The 18,575-nt window shown below is 75.1% G+C and carries 17 protein-coding genes; 3 read left to right on the forward strand and 14 right to left on the reverse strand.

What is annotated here, in order from left to right; genetic code table 11:
- The 11 genes from MNZ27_RS04830 to hpnJ all read right to left on the reverse strand — a co-directional run.
- The coding region (locus MNZ27_RS04830; RefSeq protein ID WP_456298394.1) for a phosphorylase family protein at positions 1 to 650 on the reverse strand (650 nt) is incomplete at its 3' end.
- Positions 647 to 2,125, reverse strand: a complete 1,479-nt coding sequence (locus MNZ27_RS24335; RefSeq protein WP_242392904.1) for a carotenoid biosynthesis protein — start codon at positions 2,123 to 2,125, stop codon at positions 647 to 649. The genes MNZ27_RS24335 and MNZ27_RS04830, both read right to left, overlap by 4 nt.
- A complete protein-coding gene (locus MNZ27_RS04840; protein WP_242392905.1) occupies positions 2,122 to 2,925 on the reverse strand; it encodes a carotenoid biosynthesis protein in 804 nt (267 codons plus the stop codon). The genes MNZ27_RS24335 and MNZ27_RS04840 overlap by 4 nt, the downstream gene beginning before the upstream one ends.
- Complete coding sequence (gene shc / locus MNZ27_RS04845; protein ID WP_242392906.1) at positions 2,922 to 4,931, reverse strand: squalene--hopene cyclase; 2,010 nt, start codon at positions 4,929 to 4,931, stop codon at positions 2,922 to 2,924. The genes MNZ27_RS04840 and shc overlap by 4 nt, the downstream gene beginning before the upstream one ends.
- Positions 4,928 to 5,890: a phytoene/squalene synthase family protein gene (locus MNZ27_RS04850; RefSeq protein WP_242392907.1), complete on the reverse strand. Its 963-nt coding sequence runs from the start codon at positions 5,888 to 5,890 to the stop codon at positions 4,928 to 4,930. Before MNZ27_RS04850 ends, shc begins: the two co-directional genes overlap by 4 nt.
- Positions 5,887 to 7,587: a phytoene desaturase family protein gene (locus MNZ27_RS04855; RefSeq protein ID WP_242392908.1), complete on the reverse strand. Its 1,701-nt coding sequence runs from the start codon at positions 7,585 to 7,587 to the stop codon at positions 5,887 to 5,889. The genes MNZ27_RS04850 and MNZ27_RS04855 overlap by 4 nt, the downstream gene beginning before the upstream one ends.
- Entirely contained in the window at positions 7,584 to 8,648 is a 1,065-nt protein-coding gene (gene fni / locus MNZ27_RS04860; protein WP_242392909.1) for a type 2 isopentenyl-diphosphate Delta-isomerase, read from the reverse strand. Before fni ends, MNZ27_RS04855 begins: the two co-directional genes overlap by 4 nt.
- 14 nt (positions 8,649 to 8,662) lie before the next feature.
- Positions 8,663 to 9,670 carry an adenosyl-hopene transferase HpnH gene (hpnH, locus tag MNZ27_RS04865; protein ID WP_242392910.1) on the reverse strand — a complete coding sequence of 336 codons (1,008 nt, stop codon included), beginning with the start codon at positions 9,668 to 9,670 and terminating at the stop codon, positions 8,663 to 8,665.
- Positions 9,655 to 10,683, reverse strand: a complete 1,029-nt coding sequence (gene hpnA / locus MNZ27_RS04870) for a hopanoid-associated sugar epimerase (RefSeq protein WP_242392911.1) — start codon at positions 10,681 to 10,683, stop codon at positions 9,655 to 9,657. Before hpnA ends, hpnH begins: the two co-directional genes overlap by 16 nt.
- 90 nt (positions 10,684 to 10,773) lie before the next feature.
- Entirely contained in the window at positions 10,774 to 11,772 is a 999-nt protein-coding gene (locus MNZ27_RS04875) for a lysylphosphatidylglycerol synthase domain-containing protein (protein WP_242392912.1), read from the reverse strand.
- Positions 11,769 to 13,223: a hopanoid biosynthesis associated radical SAM protein HpnJ gene (gene hpnJ, locus MNZ27_RS04880; protein ID WP_242392913.1), complete on the reverse strand. Its 1,455-nt coding sequence runs from the start codon at positions 13,221 to 13,223 to the stop codon at positions 11,769 to 11,771. Before hpnJ ends, MNZ27_RS04875 begins: the two co-directional genes overlap by 4 nt.
- Before the next feature lie 144 nt (positions 13,224 to 13,367).
- Here hpnJ and MNZ27_RS04885 point away from each other — a divergent pair, with 144 nt between their 5' ends.
- Complete coding sequence (locus MNZ27_RS04885) at positions 13,368 to 14,144, forward strand: hypothetical protein (protein ID WP_242392914.1); 777 nt, start codon at positions 13,368 to 13,370, stop codon at positions 14,142 to 14,144.
- Between the two features lie 240 nt (positions 14,145 to 14,384).
- On the opposite strand, the gene MNZ27_RS04890 is transcribed toward MNZ27_RS04885, so the two are convergent.
- A complete protein-coding gene (locus MNZ27_RS04890; RefSeq protein ID WP_242392915.1) occupies positions 14,385 to 14,708 on the reverse strand; it encodes a hypothetical protein in 324 nt (107 codons plus the stop codon).
- Between the two features lie 207 nt (positions 14,709 to 14,915).
- Between MNZ27_RS04890 and MNZ27_RS04895 the strand changes: the two genes are divergently transcribed.
- Both MNZ27_RS04895 and MNZ27_RS04900 read left to right on the forward strand, forming a co-directional pair.
- Complete coding sequence (locus MNZ27_RS04895; protein ID WP_242392916.1) at positions 14,916 to 15,512, forward strand: CBS domain-containing protein; 597 nt, start codon at positions 14,916 to 14,918, stop codon at positions 15,510 to 15,512.
- Between the two features lie 120 nt (positions 15,513 to 15,632).
- The gene (locus MNZ27_RS04900; protein ID WP_242392917.1) at positions 15,633 to 16,583 is read left to right on the forward strand and encodes an alpha/beta hydrolase; all 951 of its coding nucleotides are present in this window, start codon (positions 15,633 to 15,635) and stop codon (positions 16,581 to 16,583) included.
- Between the two features lie 175 nt (positions 16,584 to 16,758).
- On the opposite strand, the gene MNZ27_RS04905 is transcribed toward MNZ27_RS04900, so the two are convergent.
- Both MNZ27_RS04905 and MNZ27_RS04910 read right to left on the reverse strand, forming a co-directional pair.
- On the reverse strand, positions 16,759 to 18,009 hold the full coding sequence (locus MNZ27_RS04905) for an acyltransferase family protein (RefSeq protein ID WP_242392918.1): 1,251 nt from the start codon (positions 18,007 to 18,009) through the stop codon (positions 16,759 to 16,761).
- A 79-nt stretch (positions 18,010 to 18,088) separates the two neighbouring features.
- A complete protein-coding gene (locus tag MNZ27_RS04910) occupies positions 18,089 to 18,538 on the reverse strand; it encodes a universal stress protein (protein ID WP_242392919.1) in 450 nt (149 codons plus the stop codon).
- Between the last annotated feature and the right edge of the window lie 37 nt (positions 18,539 to 18,575).

Here is an 18,575-nt window from a genome sequence, read left to right on the forward strand (position 1 = left end):
GCCCAGGCGTCGCGGAGCGCGCGCGCCGCGGCGAGGCTCGAGCGGGCGAACGCGACGGCGCGGCGGGGCTCGCGGAGGGCGCCGCCGGCGGCGCGGACCGCGGCGGCGAGCTGCGCGGCGAGGGAGGGCGCGGCGAGCGCCTCACCCAGCGCGCGCACGAACCCGGGGAAGGGGGCCTCCGGCGTGTCGGTCACGACGCGCAGGATCGCCACCGGCACGCCGGCGGCGGCCGCGACCTCGGCGAGGGCGACCGACTCCATGTCCGCCGCGGCCGGGGCGGCGAGCGCGGCCGCGCCGCCGATGACGACCCCGTCCACCGCGGCGAGGGCGCAGGGCACGGCGCCCGTCGCGGGGCGGAGCGCGCCTCCCGGCAGCGGGACCGGGATCGCCCCGCCGGGCCGGAGCCGGTGCAGGCTGGTCGCGGTGACGACCGCGTGGAGCGGGATCCCCCCGGTCAGCGCGCCGGCGAAGCCGGACGACACCACGAGGGCGGGGCGGGGGGCGCGGCGGAGGCGCGCCGCGAGGGCGCCGGCGGCGCGCGCCGGTCCGACCCCGGTGCGGAGCACCTCGACCTCGCGCGCGGCGGCGCCGGTGAGCCCGCGCCGGCACGCCCTCGCCTCGGTGCGGGTGGGGGCGCAGACGAGGATCACGCGCCGGGCTCCGCGGCCGCCGCCCGGACCGGCCGGAGGGCGCGCGCGACGGGGAGGAGCGTCGCCGCGCTCACCGCGGCGCTCGCGAGCGCGAGCTGGCCCTCGCCGACGGCGAACGTCGTCACCGCCAGCATGAACGCGAAAACGCCGGCGTACACCCCGAACAGCCCCCAGGCGAGGAGGGGCGAGGGGCGGCGCCACGGCCCGCGGCAGCCGGGGAGGTGCGTCATCACCTGCTGGAACACCCACTGCGTCGCGGCGCCGACCACGAACCAGCCCACGAAGTTGGCCGCCGTGACCCCGAACCAGAACCCGTCCCCGGGGTACTCGTAGATCCGCCCGAGGAACCACCGCTCGCCCCGGAGCGTGGCCGGGTCGATCACCACGTCGAGCAGCATCATCAGCAGCCCGCCGAGGAGCGGCGTCGAGCGGGCGAACAGCCCGGACCACGGCGCGCTCCCGCGCTCCTCGCGCGGCGTGCGGATCGCCGCCGCGAGCGCGAAGCTGAAGTAGGAGAGGAAGACGAAGGACAGCGAGTCCCAGAACGGGACGTTCGAGATCCACAGCTCGCGGGTGCGGGTCGCGTCGAAGTACGTGTAGAAGCCGAACGGGAACCCGTTGCGCGTCGAGCTGTACTCCGCGGCGAACGCGATCGCCCAGGTGGGCAGGGCGAACGCGAGCGTCCGCCGGGCGCCGAGGTGGTGGACCGCGAACGCGACGAAGCAGGCGAGGAAGACGTAGACGTAGGGGCGGTAGACGACCGTGCCCCACAGCAGCCGCAGGAGCTCGCCCGCGGTCACGCCGCCTCCGCGGTCCGCGGCCGCTCCGACCCGCCCGCGGCCGCGCAGAACCGCCCGAGCGCCATCAGCGGGAAGTAGTGCCGGTAGAGGTGATACCGGATGTAGAAGTGGCGCGGGAACCCGCGCGGCGGCGAGCTGCGCGGCGAGGGAGGGCGCGGCGAGCGCCTCACCCAGCGCGCGCACGAACCCGGGGAAGGGGGCCTCCGGCGTGTCGGTCACGACGCGCAGGATCGCCACCGGCACGCCGGCGGCGGCCGCGACCTCGGCGAGGGCGACCGACTCCATGTCCGCCGCGGCCGGGGCGGCGAGCGCGGCCGCGCCGCCGATGACGACCCCGTCCACCGCGGCGAGGGCGCAGGGCACGGCGCCCGTCGCGGGGCGGAGCGCGCCTCCCGGCAGCGGGACCGGGATCGCCCCGCCGGGCCGGAGCCGGTGCAGGCTGGTCGCGGTGACGACCGCGTGGAGCGGGATCCCCCCGGTCAGCGCGCCGGCGAAGCCGGACGACACCACGAGGGCGGGGCGGGGGGCGCGGCGGAGGCGCGCCGCGAGGGCGCCGGCGGCGCGCGCCGGTCCGACCCCGGTGCGGAGCACCTCGACCTCGCGCGCGGCGGCGCCGGTGAGCCCGCGCCGGCACGCCCTCGCCTCGGTGCGGGTGGGGGCGCAGACGAGGATCACGCGCCGGGCTCCGCGGCCGCCGCCCGGACCGGCCGGAGGGCGCGCGCGACGGGGAGGAGCGTCGCCGCGCTCACCGCGGCGCTCGCGAGCGCGAGCTGGCCCTCGCCGACGGCGAACGTCGTCACCGCCAGCATGAACGCGAAAACGCCGGCGTACACCCCGAACAGCCCCCAGGCGAGGAGGGGCGAGGGGCGGCGCCACGGCCCGCGGCAGCCGGGGAGGTGCGTCATCACCTGCTGGAACACCCACTGCGTCGCGGCGCCGACCACGAACCAGCCCACGAAGTTGGCCGCCGTGACCCCGAACCAGAACCCGTCCCCGGGGTACTCGTAGATCCGCCCGAGGAACCACCGCTCGCCCCGGAGCGTGGCCGGGTCGATCACCACGTCGAGCAGCATCATCAGCAGCCCGCCGAGGAGCGGCGTCGAGCGGGCGAACAGCCCGGACCACGGCGCGCTCCCGCGCTCCTCGCGCGGCGTGCGGATCGCCGCCGCGAGCGCGAAGCTGAAGTAGGAGAGGAAGACGAAGGACAGCGAGTCCCAGAACGGGACGTTCGAGATCCACAGCTCGCGGGTGCGGGTCGCGTCGAAGTACGTGTAGAAGCCGAACGGGAACCCGTTGCGCGTCGAGCTGTACTCCGCGGCGAACGCGATCGCCCAGGTGGGCAGGGCGAACGCGAGCGTCCGCCGGGCGCCGAGGTGGTGGACCGCGAACGCGACGAAGCAGGCGAGGAAGACGTAGACGTAGGGGCGGTAGACGACCGTGCCCCACAGCAGCCGCAGGAGCTCGCCCGCGGTCACGCCGCCTCCGCGGTCCGCGGCCGCTCCGACCCGCCCGCGGCCGCGCAGAACCGCCCGAGCGCCATCAGCGGGAAGTAGTGCCGGTAGAGGTGATACCGGATGTAGAAGTGGCGCGGGAACCCGGTGCCGGTGAACTCCTCCTCGCGCCACGATCCCGCCGCCGGGCCCGCGTCGAGCTGGTGCGCCACGAGCCAGTCGACGCCGCGGGCGACGGCCGGATCCGAGGCGGGCCGGTAGGCGAGGAGCCCCATCACGCCCCAGGCCGTCTGCGAGGCGGTGGACGGGCCCTTCCCCATGCGCGTCCGGTCGGCGTACGAGTCGAGCCCCTCCCCGAAGCCGCCGTCCGGGTTCTGCACCGCCTCGAGCCAGCGGAGGGCGCGCGCGACCATGGGATCCGTCGCGGGGACGCCGACGCGGGCGAGGCCGTTCAGCGCGTTGGAGGTGCCGTAGACGTAGTTGACGCCCCAGCGCCCGAAGAAGCTCCCCTCCGGCTCCTGGCTGTGGCGCAGGTAGGCGACGCCGCGCGCGACCGCGTCGTCGTGCACGCCGGCGAGCCCGAACGCCTCGAGGACGCGTCCGGTCACGTCGGGGCTCGACGGATCGCACAGCGAGTCCATGTCGGAGAACGGGATGTCGTTCAGGTAGGTCCGGTCGTTCTCGACGTCGAAGGCCGCGAAGCCGCCGTCGCGGTTCTGCATCGACCGGATCCACGCGATCGCCCGGGACACCGCCGCGCCGCTCCGCGACGCGGGGTCCTGCTTCACGAGGCCGATCACCACCGCCGCGGTGTCGTCCACGTCGGGGTACCAGGTGTTGGCGTACTCGAACGCCCACCCGCCGGGCTGGCCGCGCCGGTTGTAGACCTTCCAGTCGCCCCAGTCGTTCGAGAGCTGCTGCGACTCGATCCAGCGCCGCGCCGCGACGAGCCGCGGATCGGCGGGATCGACCCCGGAGTCGAGGAGGCCGACGAGGCCGAGGATGGAGTCCCACACCGGCGACTGGCACGCCTCGACCCGGAAGCCCTCGGTGTCGTCGATGGAGAACGCCTCGATGGCGGCGAGGGCGCGCCGGACCGGCTCGGAGTCGAGCGCGTACCCCTGGAGCGTGAGCGCCAGCACGCCGTTCACCATCGGCGGGAAGATCCCGCCGAAGTCCCCGGTCGTCTCCTCGTGGGCGAGGACCCACTCCTCGCAGGCGCGGAGCGCCCTCGCCCGGAGCGCGCGGAGCGGCGCGATCCCGCGGACCGCGTCGTGGGCCCGGAGCACCACGTCGCTCCCGTCGAAGAACGCGCGCCAGCCGAGGCCGCTGCGCCGGAGCTCGGCGAGGACGGAGGGACGGTACGGGACCCGCTTGTGCGCGGGATCGAGCCAGAGGTGATCGAGCAGCGGGCTCTCGGTGGAGCGGCCGCCGGGGAGCGCGTAGACGGGCCGGTGGTGGAACACGATGAAGAGCGGCACCATCGTGGACCGCGCCCAGCTCGCGAGCCGGTAGATGTTGATGGGGGCCCAGCTCGGCAGGAGGATCACCTCGGGTGGGACGGCCGGCACCGCCTCCCAGGGGAAGAGGCCGAACAGGGCGAGGTTGATCCGGGTGAACACCCGGACCTTCTCGATCCCGCCGGCGTCGCGGATGAACCGCTCCGCGCGGCACAGCCGCGGATCCTCGACCCCGACGCCGAGGAGCCGGAGGGCGAAGTAGCTCTCCACCGTCGTGGAGACGTCGCCGGGGTGGTTCCAGGCGATCCCCCAGCTCCCGTCCTCCTTCTGGCGCCCGAAGAGGTAGCGGACGGTCTGCTCGCGCCGGACCGACAGGTCGAGCCCGAGCGCCTGCCGGAGCATCACGTACTCGGCGGTGATCGTCGTGTTCGACTCGAGCTCGGCGCACCAGTGATCGCCGCGCCGGATCCGGAACAGGTAGTCCTGGGCGGCAGCGGCGGCGCGCCCCGCGGCCTCCGCGCGCGGGCCGATCGGCGGCGCCGCGCGCGCGACGTTCTCGGGCTTGCTCATGGCGTGTGAGGACTCCCCGGCCGCGCGGCGGCCGCGTGGCGGCCCGCGGCGCCGGCGCGCCAGGCGCGCCAGGCACAGGCCGGGATCATCGAGAGCTTCTCCGACATCGACAGCGCGGCCCGGCGGCCGAACACGTCGAAGCCGTTCGTGCGGATCTTCTCCAAGATCGCGCCGTACGCGTCGGCGCCGAACTGGAACGAGGCGCGGCCGCGGGCCGTCGCCAGGAGCGGGATGAGGCCGAGCCCCTCCTGGTAGAGGCTGCGGGCGCGGGCGATCTCGAACTCCATGAGCGCGCGGAACGCGGCGTCCTTCGCGCGGCGGGGCAGGTCCGCGGGCGCGAGGCCGAACCGCGCGAGGTCCTCCTCCGGCAGGTAGACGCGGCCGTTGGCGTGGTCCTCGCCCACGTCGCGCAGGATGTTCGTGAGCTGCATCGCCGTCCCGAGCGCCTTCGCGTGCTCGAGGGCGCGGGCCTCCTCGCGGTAGCCGGCGATCGGCGTGATCATGAGGCCGATGGTCCCCGCGACCCGGTAGCAGTACAGGTCGAGCTCGGCGAACGTCCGGTAGCGGGCCCCCTCGAGATCCATCTCGAGCCCCTTCACGAGGTCGTCGAACGGGTCGAGCGGGATGTCGTACTTGCGCACCGTCTCGCCGAGCACCAGCCAGCGCGGCTCGACCGTCTCGCCGGCGACGGCGCGGCGCAGCTCGACGAGCATCCGGGCGAGCTCCGCCCGGACCGCCGCCGCGGGCTGGTCCGGCGCGCGCTCGTCCACGAGATCGTCGGCGACGCGGGCGAACCCGTACACCGCCGCGATCGCGTCCCCGCGCTCGCGGCCGAGGAGCTTCGCCATCACGTGGAAGGTCTTGCCGTGCTCGCGCAGGATCGCCCAGCACTCGGCGTAGCCCTGCGCGCGCGCGCTCGCGACGTCGGGCCGCGCGCCGGTCAGCGGTGTCGAGATCATGCGGCCCCCTGTCCTCCCCGATCGCCCGGTGATCCGGCGGGCACGCGCGGCGCGCCCGCCTCGGCCCGGGGAGGCGGCGCGGCGCGGTGGCCGCGGCGGCGCGTCCGGAGCCGGTCGTCCGCGCGCCGGGCGGCGATCTTGCCGGACAGCGCGGCGGTCGGGACGGTGCCCGGCCAGACGGTGAAGTGACCCGCGGCGTGGAGGTTCGCGAGCGGCGTGCCCGGGTTCGGGAGCGGCAGCGCGTACGGGTAGTTCCGCCAGTTGAGCTCGAACCCGCAGCTCGCCCCGAAGGCGTTCCGCGTGAAACGCACCGTGGAGGGCGGGGTGCCCACGTCGAGGTAGGTGACGCGGGCGGCGGCGCCGGGGACGAGCCGCTCGAAGGTGCCGAGCAGATCCTCCGCGACGCGGCGCTTCAGCCGGCGGTACTCCGGCGGGCGCGGCAGGCCGCGCTCCTCGCGCGCCGTGTCGCCGGTGAGGCCGGTGCCCCAGCCGTCCTGCCAGTCGTGGCGGGTGAACGCCTGCAGGACGACGGAGGACCGCCCCGGCGGGGCCAGCGCGGGATCGAACATCCCGTGGGCGGTCACCTCGAGGAACGCCTTGCGGTGCGCGTCCGGATCGGACGGGTCGAGCTCGGTCCGGCAGCCCACGTCGGGGAAGTAGAAGACGTGCGCGGTGCCCAGCCGCTCGCGGAGCGCCTCGGGCGGGAGATCGAGGCCGACGTACGCCGAGACGAGCGCGTCGGAGTGACGGGCCCGGTCGAGCCGCTCCACCTTGGCGGCCGGGTAACGCTCGCGCCCCACGAGCCGGAGCGCCTGACGCGGGTCGCCGGTGTAGACGACCTCGTCGGCCTCGAACCGCTCGCCGTGCTGCGTGATCACGGCCTCCACGGTGCGGTCCCGCTGCGCGAGCGCGGTGACCGTCCGCTTGAAGAGGAACCGGACGCCCCGCGCCTGGAGGCGCGCCACCCAGCCCGCGAAGAACGCCTGGAGCCCGCCCTCAGGGTACCAGTAGTCATGGGCCCAGAGGTGCCAGAACGCCGAGGCCACGAAGACGTTCATCCGCGTGTAGCCGCAGGTCGAGAGCAGCTCCCGGGCGGCGCCGGGCGGCAGCTCCCGCCGGTACCAGTCGCCGAAGTCGTCGAGCAGCAGCGTCCGGAGATCGCGGAGGCGCCCGACGACCTCGAGGGCCGACCCGCCGTTCGGAGCGAGGGCGCCGAGCGCCCACTTGGGCAGCGAGGGGGCGCCGTCGCGGACGAACGGGATCCGGTCCGGCACGAACAGCCGCTGCACCAGCTCCGAGGTGCGCTGGTGGAAGTCGAACACGCGGCCGAGCGGGCCGGCCGCGTCCGGGTACGCCGCCTGGAACGCCGCCTTCACCTGGGGGAGGGACTCGACCACGGTGTCGAGGCCGGGCAGCACCAGGCGGTAGCGGGCCCGCCGGAAGGTGGCGAGATCGGAGAGGCCGTACTGCTCGAGGAGCGGGAAGACGATCCCCATGTCCTCGAACGACTGGCACCCGACGTCGAAGTGGAACCCGTGCCGGCGCATCCCGGCCATGAGGCCGCCGGCCTGGTGGTCGTGCTCGAGCACGAGGACCCGGCGGCCGCGGGCGGCGAGCTCGGAGGCCGCCACGAGGCCGGCGATCCCGGCCCCGATCACGATGGCGTCGGCGCGCTCGCCCGGGTCGGCGACGGTCATCGATCGCTCCCTTGCGAGAGGGCGGTGAGGTCGCGCGCCCGCCGCAGCGGCCGCGCGCGCAGCTCCGCCACCGTCCGCGCGCCGGTGAGGAACATCGCGGTGCGCAGCTCCTCGACCAGGCGCGCGATCTCCTGGATCGCGGCGTCCACGGAGCGCTCGGCGGCGCGCAGGATCGGCAGCGCCACCGCGGCCGCGTCGGCGCCCAGCGCGATCGCCTTCGCGATCTCGATCCCGCTCCGGATCCCGCCCGAGGCGATCACCACGCGATCGGGGAGCGCGCGCCGGCAGATGGCCACGCTCTCCGCGGTCGGGATCCCCCAGCGCGCGAACCGCTCGCCGACGCCCTGCTTCACCGGGTCGTCGGTGCGCAGGCTCTCGATCCGGGACCACGACGTGCCGCCCAGGCCGGCGGTCTCCACGCCCGCCACCGGGAGCTCGGCGATCTTCCGGGCGGTGGGCTCCGAGATCCCGCAGCCGACCTCCTTCAGCAGGACCGGGACGCCCACCTCCGGCGCGACCGCCCGGAGCCTCGCGAGGAGCCCGGAGAAGCAGGTGTCGCCCCCGGGCTGGATCGCCTCCTGGAGCGGGTTCAGGTGGATCATGAGCGCGTCGGCGCCGACCGCGGCGACGAGGGCGCGGAGCTCGGGGACGCCGACGCCGCGGTTGAGCTGAACCGCGCCGAGGTTCCCGAGCACGAGCGGCAGGCCCGGGGCGACGTCGCGCGCCGCGTAGGTCGAGCGCGCGGCGGGATCCGTCAGCATCTTGCGCTGCGAGCCGAGGGCGAACCCGACGCCGCAGCGGGCCGCCGCCGTCGCGAGGCGGCGGTTCATCTCGCCGGCCCGCGGCGTGCCGCCGGTCATCGCGCCGACGAGGAGCGGCGCGGCGAGCCGCTTCCCGAGGAGGGTGGTCGAGGCGTCCACCTCGTCGAGGTCCAGCTCGGGGAGGGCGTCGTGGTCGAAGCGGAGCGCGCCGAACCCCGTGGCGTCGCGGTCGGGGAACTCGACCTCGCGCTCCAGCGCGAGCGCGAGGTGGCTGTCCTTTCGATCGGGCGTCGACGCCACGCAGGCTCCCCCTTCTAGAACACGGAGCGGATCGACCGGACCACGTTCCCGACCGACGCCATGCTGTCGTCCACCGCGCTCGGCTCGTACCCGCAGTGCATCATGCAGCTCTCGCACCTCGGGTGGTTCCCGTACCCGTACTTGTCCCAGTCGGTCGTCTCCATCAGCTCGCGGAACGTCTTCGCGTACCCGCCCTCGGAGAACAGGTAGCAGGGGCGCTGCCAGCCGAAGATGCCGTAGTTCGGGCTCCCCCACGGAGTGCACCGATAATCGACCTTCCCCTGCAGGAAGTCGAGGTAGAGCGGGGAGTGGTTGAACTTCCAGCCCCGCGCGGCGGCCGGGGCGAGCAGCGCGCGGAACAGCGCGCGGGTCTGGTCGCGGACGAGGAAGTGCGCCTGGTCCGGCGCGCGCTCGTAGGCGTAGCCGGGCGACGTCATGATCCCGTCCACCCCGAGCGCGGTCATCTCGTCGAAGAAGCGGTGGAGGTCCTCCGGCGGGTGCCCGTTGAACACGGTGCAGTTGACGGTGACGCGGAAGCCGCGCGCCTTCGCGGCCCGGATCGCCTCGATCGCGGTCCGGTAGACGCCGGGGCGCTGGACCGACGCGTCGTGGTGGCGCTCGTCGCCGTCGAGGTGGACGTTCAGGCTGAAGCCGTCGTCGGGGCGGAAGAGATCGAGCTTCTTCTGGAGCAGGATCCCGTTCGTGCAGAGGTAGACGATCTTGCCGCGGCCGAGGAGCCCCTCGACGATCTCGCCCATCTTCGGGTGGATGAGCGGCTCGCCGCCCGCGATGCTGACCACCGGCGCGCCGCACTCCTCCGCCGCCGCGAAGCACTGCTCGGGCGTGAGCGTGCGCTGGAGCGTCTCCTCCGGGTGCTGGATCTTTCCGCAGCCGGCGCACGCGAGGTTGCAGCGGTAGAGCGGCTCGAGCATGAGCACGAGCGGGTAGCGCTTCCGGCGCCGGAGGCGCTGGGCCATCATGTACTTGCCGACGGTGACGGCCTGCTTCAGCGGGATTCCCATTCGATCTTCCTCTGAGCCTGTGGCGACACGTAGCCGCGCTCCGCGAACCAGCGGAGCGCGTCCTCGAACGCGCCGCGGACGGGGGTCTGCGGCAGCCCGAGCTCGCGGACCGCCTTCCCCGGATCGACGAACATGCGGCGGCGCGACATCCGCACCGCCTCGAGCGGGATCGCCGGCGGCCGGTGCGTCACGGCGTTCGCGACGGCGGTGCTGACGGCGCCCGCGACCCACGCCACCGCGTACGGCAGCCGCACGCGCGGGGCGGGGCGGCCGAGCAGCTCGGCGGCGAGCGCGAGAATCTCCCGCAGCGTCAGGTTCTGGTTGCCGAGGATGTACCGCTCGCCCGGGCGCCCGCGCTCCGCGGCGAGCCAGTGCCCCTCCGCGACGTCGCGGACGTGCACCACGTTGAGGCCGGTGTCCACGTACGCGGGGAGCCGGCCGTGCGAGAGATCCACCAGGATCTTCCCGGTGGGGGTGGGCTTCGCGTCCCACGGCCCGATGGGCGCCGTCGGGTTCACGACCACGACCGGCAGCCCGCGCTCGACGTACGAGAGGGCGGCGCGCTCCGCCTCGAGCTTCGAGCGCTTGTAGTGGCTGGTGAGCTGGCCGGGATGGAGCGGCGTCGTCTCGTCGCACGGGCGAGGGAGGGCGGAGAGGCCGATGGTGCCGACGGTGGAGGTGTGGACCACCCGCTCGACGCCGGCGGCGAGGCACGCGTCGAGGAGGTTCACCGTCCCCTGGACGTTCGAGGCGTACAGCTCCCGCGGATCGCGCGCCCAGAACCGGTAGTCGGCGGCCACGTGGTAGACGCGCGCGCAGCCCTTCACGGCGCGGCGCAGCGCGTCCGCGTCCCGGAGATCGCCCTCGGCGAGCTCGACGGGCAGGCCGGCCACGTTCCGCCGGTCGGAGCCGGACCGGACCAGCGCGCGCACGTCCTCGCCGTGCTCGAGCAGCACCCGGACGACGTTCGCGCCGACGAACCCGGTCGCGCCTGTGACGAGGACCTTGCGCATCGGGCTACTCCATCGCCCCTTCGAGTGAACATCGATCCCGCCTGGGCGTGGGGCGAGCTCCCGCCCGGGACCGGCGCCGAGCCGCGCGGCTCACGGGAGCGCGTCTCCCTCGCCGATGGCCCGACGCGCGAGGACCGCGCGCGCCTCCTGCCATTGCCAGACGACGAGCGCCGGGACGAAGACGATGAGGTCGCGGGCGCGGCGCGCAAGGGCGGCCGCGAGGGCGGTCTCGGCCCCGAGGCCGAGCGCGCCGCCCACGGCGACGAACGCGCCCTCCTGCACGCCGAGGGCGCCGGGGACCACGAAGGCCGCGCTCGAGAGCGCCTGCACGATCGACTCGAGGGCGAGCGCGTCGGTGAACCGGACGGGCGACCCCGCGAACGCGAGGAAGGTCCAGATCTCCGCGGCGCCCGCCGCCCATCCGGCGAGCTGCCAGGCGGCGCAGCGGAGGATGCGCCCGCGGCTCCGGTAGACGGCGGCCGTGGCTCGATCGAGCCGGCGGGCGCCGCCCACGAGGGCCTCGGGCATCCAGCGGCCGGCCAGCGCCCGGGCGACGCGGGCCAGGATCTCCGCCGCGCCGGCCCGCTGGACGATCACGAGCACCACGACGATCGGCACCGCGGCCGCGGCCGAGATCCAGGCGGTCCGGACGAGCGGCCCGCCGGGCGCGCGCGCCGCGAGCACGGCGATGCCGCCCAGCGTGAAGACGAGCTGCGTGACGAGGCTGACCGTCATGTCCGCGACGATGCTCGCGCCCGCCTGGGGGCCGGGGACGCCGCGGCGGACGAGGAGGCGCGCGGAGGCGACCTCGCCGCCCACGCGCGCCACCGGCAGGAGGCCGTTCACCGCCTCGCGCACCCAGACCACGAACGTGAAGAAGGCGAGCGTGCGCCCCCGCCGCCGCCCGGCGAGCAGCTGCCACGCCCGGGCGTTGAGCGCCATCGGCACCACGTGGACGAGGCTCGCCCAGACCAGCCCGAGGCCGGCCGTCGCGAGCGCGGCGACCACCGTCCCGAGCCCCGCGCGCACGACGAGCGTCGTGGCGACCGCGAGGCCGGCGAGGCCGAGGACGAGGGCGGTGCGCTTCACGGGATCGTGACGCTCCCGGGGGACGCGGCGGGCGCGCGCCGCTCGCGGAGGAACTGGAAGAACTCCACGCCCTCGCGGAGCCGCCGGCGCATCATCTGCGGGCTGCGGAGCATCTCGCCCAGGATCTCGGCGATCTTGCTGCCGCGGAAGTAGAACCGCTTGTAGAAGGTCTCGAGCGCCGCGTGGATCTCCTCGTGCCCGAGGTGCGGGTAGTGGAGCGGCGCGAGCTGGGTCCCGTGCTCGTCGAGGAGCTCCGCGTGGGCGGCGTCGAGCCAGCCGTTCTCCACCGCCTGCCGGTAGAGCTCCGTGCCCGGGTACGGGGCGGCGAGGGACACCTGGAGCGTGTGCGGATCGAGCTCGCAGGCGAACCGGATCGTCTCGTCGATCGTCTCGCGCGTCTCGCCGGGCAGGCCGAGGATGAACGTCCCGTGGATCGCCACGCCCAGATCGTGGCAGTCCTGGGTGAACCGCTTCGCGACGTCGAGGCGCAGCCCCTTCTTCACGTTGTTCAGGATGCCCTGGTTCCCCGACTCGTAGCCCACGAGGAGGAGCCGCAGCCCGTTGTCCTTCAGGACCTCGAGCGTGCGGCGCGGCACGTTCGCCTTGGCGTTGCACGACCAGACCACGCCGAGCTTCGAGAGCTCGCGGGCGATCGCCTCGGCGCGCGGGAGGTCGTCGGTGAAGGTGTCGTCGTCGAAGAAGAACTCCTTCACCTGCGGGAGCGCCTTCTTCGCCCAGGCGATCTCCTCCGCGACGTGGCGCACGCTCCGGGTCCGGTAGCGGTGCCCGCCCACCGTCTGCGGCCACAGGCAGAAGGTGCACTGGCTGCGGCAGCCGCGGCCCGTGTAGATGGAGAGGTAGGGGTGCTTCAGGTAGCCGATGAAGTAGTCCTCGATCCGCAGGTCGCGCGCGTAGACGGGCGACACCATCGGCAGCGAGTCCATGTCCTCCAGCGGGGGGCGCGGCGGGTTGCGGGTCACCGCGCCGGACGCGTCGCGCCAGCTCAGGCCGGCGACCTCGGAGAGCGACCGCCCCTCGGCGACCTCACGGATGGCGAAGTCGTAGTCGACGCCGGCGACGAAGTCCACCGCCGGCGCGCGGGCGAGGCTCCCGGCGGGATCGACGGCCACCCGCGGCCCGACGAGGCCGATCCGGAGCTTCGGGTTCACCTCCTTGAGGGCGGCGGCGACCCGGGCGTCGGAGGCGAAGGACGGGGTGGAGGTGTGCATCACCACCAGCTCGTAGTCGCGGGCGAGGGGGAGCACGTCCTCGAGCCCGAGCCGGGCCGGCGGCGCGTCGACCAGTCGGCTCCCTGGGACCAGGGCGGCCAGCTGCGCGAGCCAGGTGGGATACCAGAACGAGCGGATCTCGCGCCGGGCCTGGTAACGCGATCCGGCCCCACCGTCGAATCCATCGAACGAGGGAGGCTGGAGGAAGAGAGTTGCGAGCATTCGTGCTCCTGCTGCCGCCCATGGCGGCGTCCGAGCGAGCTTTTATCCCGTGCGTCGGTAGAACGCACCATGATCCTCATTTGGGGGGTCCAGCGATTGGTGGCGTCGTCGCACCCTGCCGGGACGCGTGCTAAGTACCGGCGCGTGGACCCCCAACGTCGCGTGCACGGAGGCCTGCCGCGCCGGCGGGCGGTCGCCGTCCTGGCTACGATCCTGGCGATGGCGCCGGGGCTGGCCAAGGCCGGCTGTCCGGTGGACGCGCCTGCGAGCCCGCGCCTGGCCGCGACGCCGGTCGAGGCCCGGATCACCTATCTGCGCGAGCGGCTCGAGGCGGCCCGGGCGCCCGCGGAGTGGTGGACGGGGGTCTGGGGGATCATCGACGGTGGGTCGATCGTCGGACAGCTCGCGGCGCTCCCCCTCGCGGGCAGCCGCTCCGACCGCGTCGTGCTCGCGGCGGGCGCCTTCTCCGGCGGCCTCGCCATCGGGCAGATGGTCTTCCTTCCCGTCGTGCCGGACACCACGCCATTGCCCGCCGGCGTCGATCCGTGCGCGACCCTGGCGATCCTCGAGGCGAGGATCGAGCGCGGCGCGCGCAACCAGGCGCTCGGGACGGGGTGGGGCGCGCAGGCCGGGAACGTCCTCGTGAACGGCGCCCTCGGCGTGCTCGCGGCGCTCACCGCGAAGGACGCGTGGAGCGGCGCGCTCACCGCGGGGATCGGCTGGGCCGTGGGGGAGGCGCAGCTCCTCACGCAGCCCACCGGGCTGGTGCGCGACCTCGCGCGCTACCGCGCCGGGGAGCTCCCTCTCTCCGCCCCCGCCCCCGCCCCCGCCCCCGCCCCAGCCCTCGCGCCCGCGCCGCGGGCGCGCCTGCAGGTCCTGCCGGAGGGCGGCGCGCTGTTCGCGATCGACGTCCCGTTCTAGTCGGCCTCGCGGACGAGCCGAGCGCCGGCACGCGGGGTCCGTGAACCGTGCCCGTCACCGTCACCGGCTTCTCCCGTGATCCGTGAACCGGGTCCCGTGGCCCCGTGGCCCGGATCGCGTGGTCCGACGCCGTCGGATCACGGGCCAGGGAACACGGGAGGCGGGCACGGGGAACGGTGACGGTCACGGTAACGGTGACGGGTGCCGGGTGCGGGTGCGGGTGCGGGCCGCCATCTACCGCTACCGCGCGACCGCCCGCAGGGTGAGGAGCTCGCGCGGACCGGGCCACACCTCGCGCCGCAGGAGCTCGAACGCGCCGCGGCCCGCGACGAAGAGCAGCATCGGCACGTGCGTGGTGATCCGGCCGCGCGCGATCTGGAGCGTGAGGACGTCGCCACGGCAGGAGACGAGGTATGCGCGGACGTCCGGCTCCGTGAGCCGCTCCTGCGCGATCGTCGCGATGGCCGTCAGCTCGAACCCGACCGGGAACTCCCATGCCTCGACGAGCGCGTCGTCGCCGACCTCGCGCGCCGGCGTCGGAGGAGCATGAGGGGTGGTGCGCATGGACGGAATGGTTGCCGTCACCGTCCCCGGCGCAACGCGCGTTTGGGGATCGGGCTCGTCGATGGGCTCTCTCGCGGTCGCCGCCCCCGCCCCCGGAGGGCAGGAGGTCGGCTCCCCGGGCGCGGCGCGCCGGGGCCCCGAAGTCCCGCGCGGCGGCGCCGGCACACGTGCGCATCATCGTCGCCGAGACAGAAGATGGAGAGCGCCATGCCGAGACCGGCTCCGATCCCGTTCCTGGACGTCCCCGTCACCCAGGTGATGACCTCGCGGCCGGCGATCATCGGCCCGGAGGACGCGCTCGGCGAGGCGGCGGGCGTGATGGTGCAGGGCGGGTTCCGCCACCTGCCGGTGGTGGACGTGGACGACCACCTGGTCGGGATGCTCTCGGAGCGTGACCTGCGGGCGCGGCTCGGGACCGAGCTCGAGCGCTTCGCGGAGGTCGCGCGCGATCTCCTCGACGAGCTCGTCCAGGACACGATGCGGCCGGACCCGATCACGATCCCGAGCGATGCCACCGTGCGCGACGCGCTCGAGATCCTGAGCGACGAGGGGGTGGGCGCGCTGCCGGTGCTCGACGGCGAGCGGCTCGTCGGCATCGTCTCCTACCTGGATCTCCTCGGCTACCTGCGGCGCGAGGCGCCGCCCGCCCCCGCTCCCGGCGCGCGCCGCATCGAGCGGCGCGAGCGGGCGCCCGCTCGCCAGGTGCGTCGCGGGAAGGGCGACCGGAAGGGCGCCGGGAAGGGTGCGCGCACCAAACGTGCCGGCCGAGCGCGCGCGAAGACGAGGCGGCGCCCGGGGCGGTGAGCGTGTCCGTGCGGGACGGGCTGCGCGCCTCGCTCCCGTGCCCGTCACCGTTATGCGAGCCCCGCGTTCGCGGGCCCACGAACCGGGCGGGCTCCGTTCGGATTGAGCGCGACCGGCGGCGTGACTACATACCCGCTCGTCCTGATGAACGCTCCTCCCCTCGCGCCTCGCCGCTCGCCCGTCCGGCGCCGGGCGCTCGCGGCGCTCCTCGTCGCCGGGCTCGCCACGCTCGTCGTGCAGTGCACCGCCAGCCACCCCGTCCCGGCCCTCGGCCCGCCACCCGCCGAGCTCCACGCCGAGCGCGTCGCCTTCCCGAGCAGCTCGGGCGCCACGATCCGGGGCTGGTTCACGCGCGGGCGGCCCGGCGCCGGCGCGGTCCTGCTCCTGCACGGGATCGGCGCGAGCCGGCTCGACATGGCGGATCGCGCGCGCTTCCTCGCCGCCGCCGGGTACTCGGTCCTCCTCATCGACTTCCGCGGGCACGGGGAGAGCAGCGACGCCCGGCCGACGTACGGCGCGCTGGAGAGCCAGGACGCGCGCGCGGCGCTCGGCTTCCTCCGCGCCGCGACGCCGGGCGAGCGCGTGGGCGTCATCGGGATCTCGATGGGCGGCGCCGCGGCGCTCCTCGGCCCGGCGCCGCTCGCCGTGGACGCGCTCGTGCTCGAGTCCGTCTACCCCTCCATCGACGCCGCGGTCCGGGATCGGCTCCACGCCTGGCTCGGCCCGCTCGGGGACGCGATCTTCCCCGGCGCGATGTCGTGGCTCTTCCCGCGGGACGGGGTGACCCCGCGCCAGCTCCGCCCGATCGACCGGATCGGGCGGCTGACGGCGCCGGTCTTCGTGCTCACCGGGACCGCCGATCCGTACACGCCGCTGTCGGAGGCCAGGGCGCTGTTCGAGCGCGCGCCGGAGCCGAAGGAGTTCTGGGCCGTCGCCCGCGCCGCGCACGAGGATCTCCACGCCTTCACGCCCGTCGAGTACGAGGAGCGGGTCGGCGCCTTCCTCGCCCGGCACCTGCGCGCCGGCCTCCGCGCGGTCGCGCGCGACCTCGCTCGCGGGGCGCCGCGCTGAGAGCTTGTCGAAGAATTCGACGAGCTCTCAGGCCGACCCGCGTGAGCGGGGCGGCGGGTGGGGTGAAGCGCCCGAATTCACTTCGGGCGCGAGGGGCGGGCGACGGCCCGCCCCTCCTGGATGGTCAAGGCCCGTCGATTGTTCGACGGGCCTTGAATCCCGAGCGCGCGGCTCGTCACTCCCGAGCGGCGCGATCCCCGGCACCGGGGGTGAGCGGGGGATCGCGGACCGCGGCCCGGCCGCGGCGCCGGAGGCCGAAGAGCACCCGCAGCGGGTCGTTCGACTCGACGATCCGGCAGAGCGCCACGGTCGTCGCGAGCGACGCCCCCCACAGCACGAGGAAGGCCTCCGGCAGCCCGAGGCGCCACCGGACCACCGCCACCGCCACGGCGACGACGACGGGGTGGTGGATCACGTAGAACGGGTAGGCGAGCACGCTCGCGCGGACGAGCCCCTCGGAGCGGCGCTCGAGGTGACGGCGCGCGCCGCCGAGCAGCGCGACGAGCCAGCACCACGCGCCGCCGGCGTAGGCGGCCCAGAGGAGCGCGCCCGCGGCGGAGCGGGGCGCCGGGAGCCGCCCGAGGACGTTCCCGGGCCACGCCCACGTGAGGAGGCCGACGGACACCCCGAGCGCGATGCCGAGGGCGGATCTCCAGTGCCGGTCCACGGCGCGCCGGAGCCCGGGCTCCGCGGCGAGGGCGAACCCGGCGACGTACGCGAGGAGGAGCAGCCCGCGGTTCGACCAGTCGTACGAGAGCGGCGTCACGCGCGGCAGCAGCAGCTCGATCGCGAGGCGGAGCCCCATCGCGGGGAGGGCGAGCCAGAGGAGGCCGGCGGGGCCCTCGCAGGGCGGCGCGAGCCGCGCCAGGAAGCGGCGCCCGCGGGGCGACCGGAGCCACTGGAAGAGCGGCAGCGTCACCAGCGCGAACGCGAGGAGGAAGACCAGGAACCAGAGGTGATGCCAGGAGAAGTTCCCGCGCGGGTAGATCCCCTCGAAGAAGTGCGGGTAGAAGGCGACGAGGGAGCCCTCGAACTCCCCGCGGAGGCGCCGCTCCAGCCAGACCTGAGGCGGGACGAGGAGGAGGAGCCCGGCCACGAGCGGCAGTCCGATGCGGAGGAGCCGCTCGCGGACGTACGTGGCGCTCGAGCGTCGGGAGAGGGCGAACCAGGCGCTCTCGCCGGCGAGCGCCATGAACAGCGGCATGATCCAGGGGGCGACGAACAGCGCGAGCTCGCCGAAGACCTTGCTCTGGTACGGGCTCTGGACGTGCCACGCGTCCCAGGGGTTGAACGGCTCGGCGGCGTGCAGCGTGAAGACGAGGAGCATCCCGCCGACCCGCAGCCACTCGACGTCGGCGCGGCGGCCGGCCGTCTCGGCCAGGGCCGCGGGGGCCGTGCCCCCGATGGTGGCGGGTGCGATCCTCACCGCGCCTCCCTCGGCGCGCTCCCGGCGCGGCGCGGCCCTCGGGGCGCGGCCGCTCGCGAGCTCCTCCCCGGCGGCACGATCACGCCTCGTGCGAGGGCGGCCGGGCGACGAGCACCGCGCAGGGGGCTTCCCGCACCACCCGCTCCGCCACCGAGCCGAGCAGGAACCGGCTGACGCCGCGCCGGCCGTGCGTCCCGGTGACGACCAGGTCGAAGCGGCCGGCCCGCGCCGCGCGCGAGATCTGCTCCGCGGGCGAGCCGCTCTCCAGCACGGCCCGCACCGGCGCGCCGACGAGCCGCTCCGCGGTCGCTCGCCACGCTTCCAGCTTGCGCCGGAGGTCGTCCGCCTCCGCCTGGACCTGCTCCGGGAGCACGTCGAACCGGGCGCCAGGCACCGGCGGGAGGTCGTGCACGTGCACGAGCGCGAGCCGCCCGCCCGAGCAGCGGGCGAGCTCGGCCGCGGCCTCGAGGGCGCACCGCGCACTGTCGGAGAAGTCCACCGCGCACAGGATCTCGAGCTGGCTCTGCATGCCCGCCTCCTCGCCGGCGACGCCGGGCGCCGATCCG

Origin of the sequence: Anaeromyxobacter oryzisoli (genome assembly GCF_022690765.1) — a bacterium.
Taxonomy (GTDB): domain Bacteria; phylum Myxococcota; class Myxococcia; order Myxococcales; family Anaeromyxobacteraceae; genus Anaeromyxobacter; species Anaeromyxobacter oryzisoli.

Bases quoted from the DNA above. Each gene is read 5' to 3' on its own strand.
- hpnA (WP_242392911.1), bottom strand. From the start codon at position 10,683: ATGCGCAAGGTCCTCGTCACAGGCGCGACCGGGTTCGTCGGCGCGAAC.
- hpnH (WP_242392910.1), bottom strand. From the start codon at position 9,670: ATGGGAATCCCGCTGAAGCAGGCCGTCACCGTCGGCAAGTACATGATG.
- MNZ27_RS04910 (WP_242392919.1), bottom strand. From the start codon at position 18,538: ATGCAGAGCCAGCTCGAGATCCTGTGCGCGGTGGACTTCTCCGACAGT.
- hpnJ (WP_242392913.1), bottom strand. From the start codon at position 13,223: ATGCTCGCAACTCTCTTCCTCCAGCCTCCCTCGTTCGATGGATTCGAC.
- MNZ27_RS04890 (WP_242392915.1), bottom strand. From the start codon at position 14,708: ATGCGCACCACCCCTCATGCTCCTCCGACGCCGGCGCGCGAGGTCGGC.
- MNZ27_RS04895 (WP_242392916.1), top strand. From the start codon at position 14,916: ATGCCGAGACCGGCTCCGATCCCGTTCCTGGACGTCCCCGTCACCCAG.
- MNZ27_RS04850 (WP_242392907.1), bottom strand. From the start codon at position 5,890: ATGATCTCGACACCGCTGACCGGCGCGCGGCCCGACGTCGCGAGCGCG.
- MNZ27_RS04855 (WP_242392908.1), bottom strand. From the start codon at position 7,587: ATGACCGTCGCCGACCCGGGCGAGCGCGCCGACGCCATCGTGATCGGG.
- shc (WP_242392906.1), bottom strand. From the start codon at position 4,931: ATGAGCAAGCCCGAGAACGTCGCGCGCGCGGCGCCGCCGATCGGCCCG.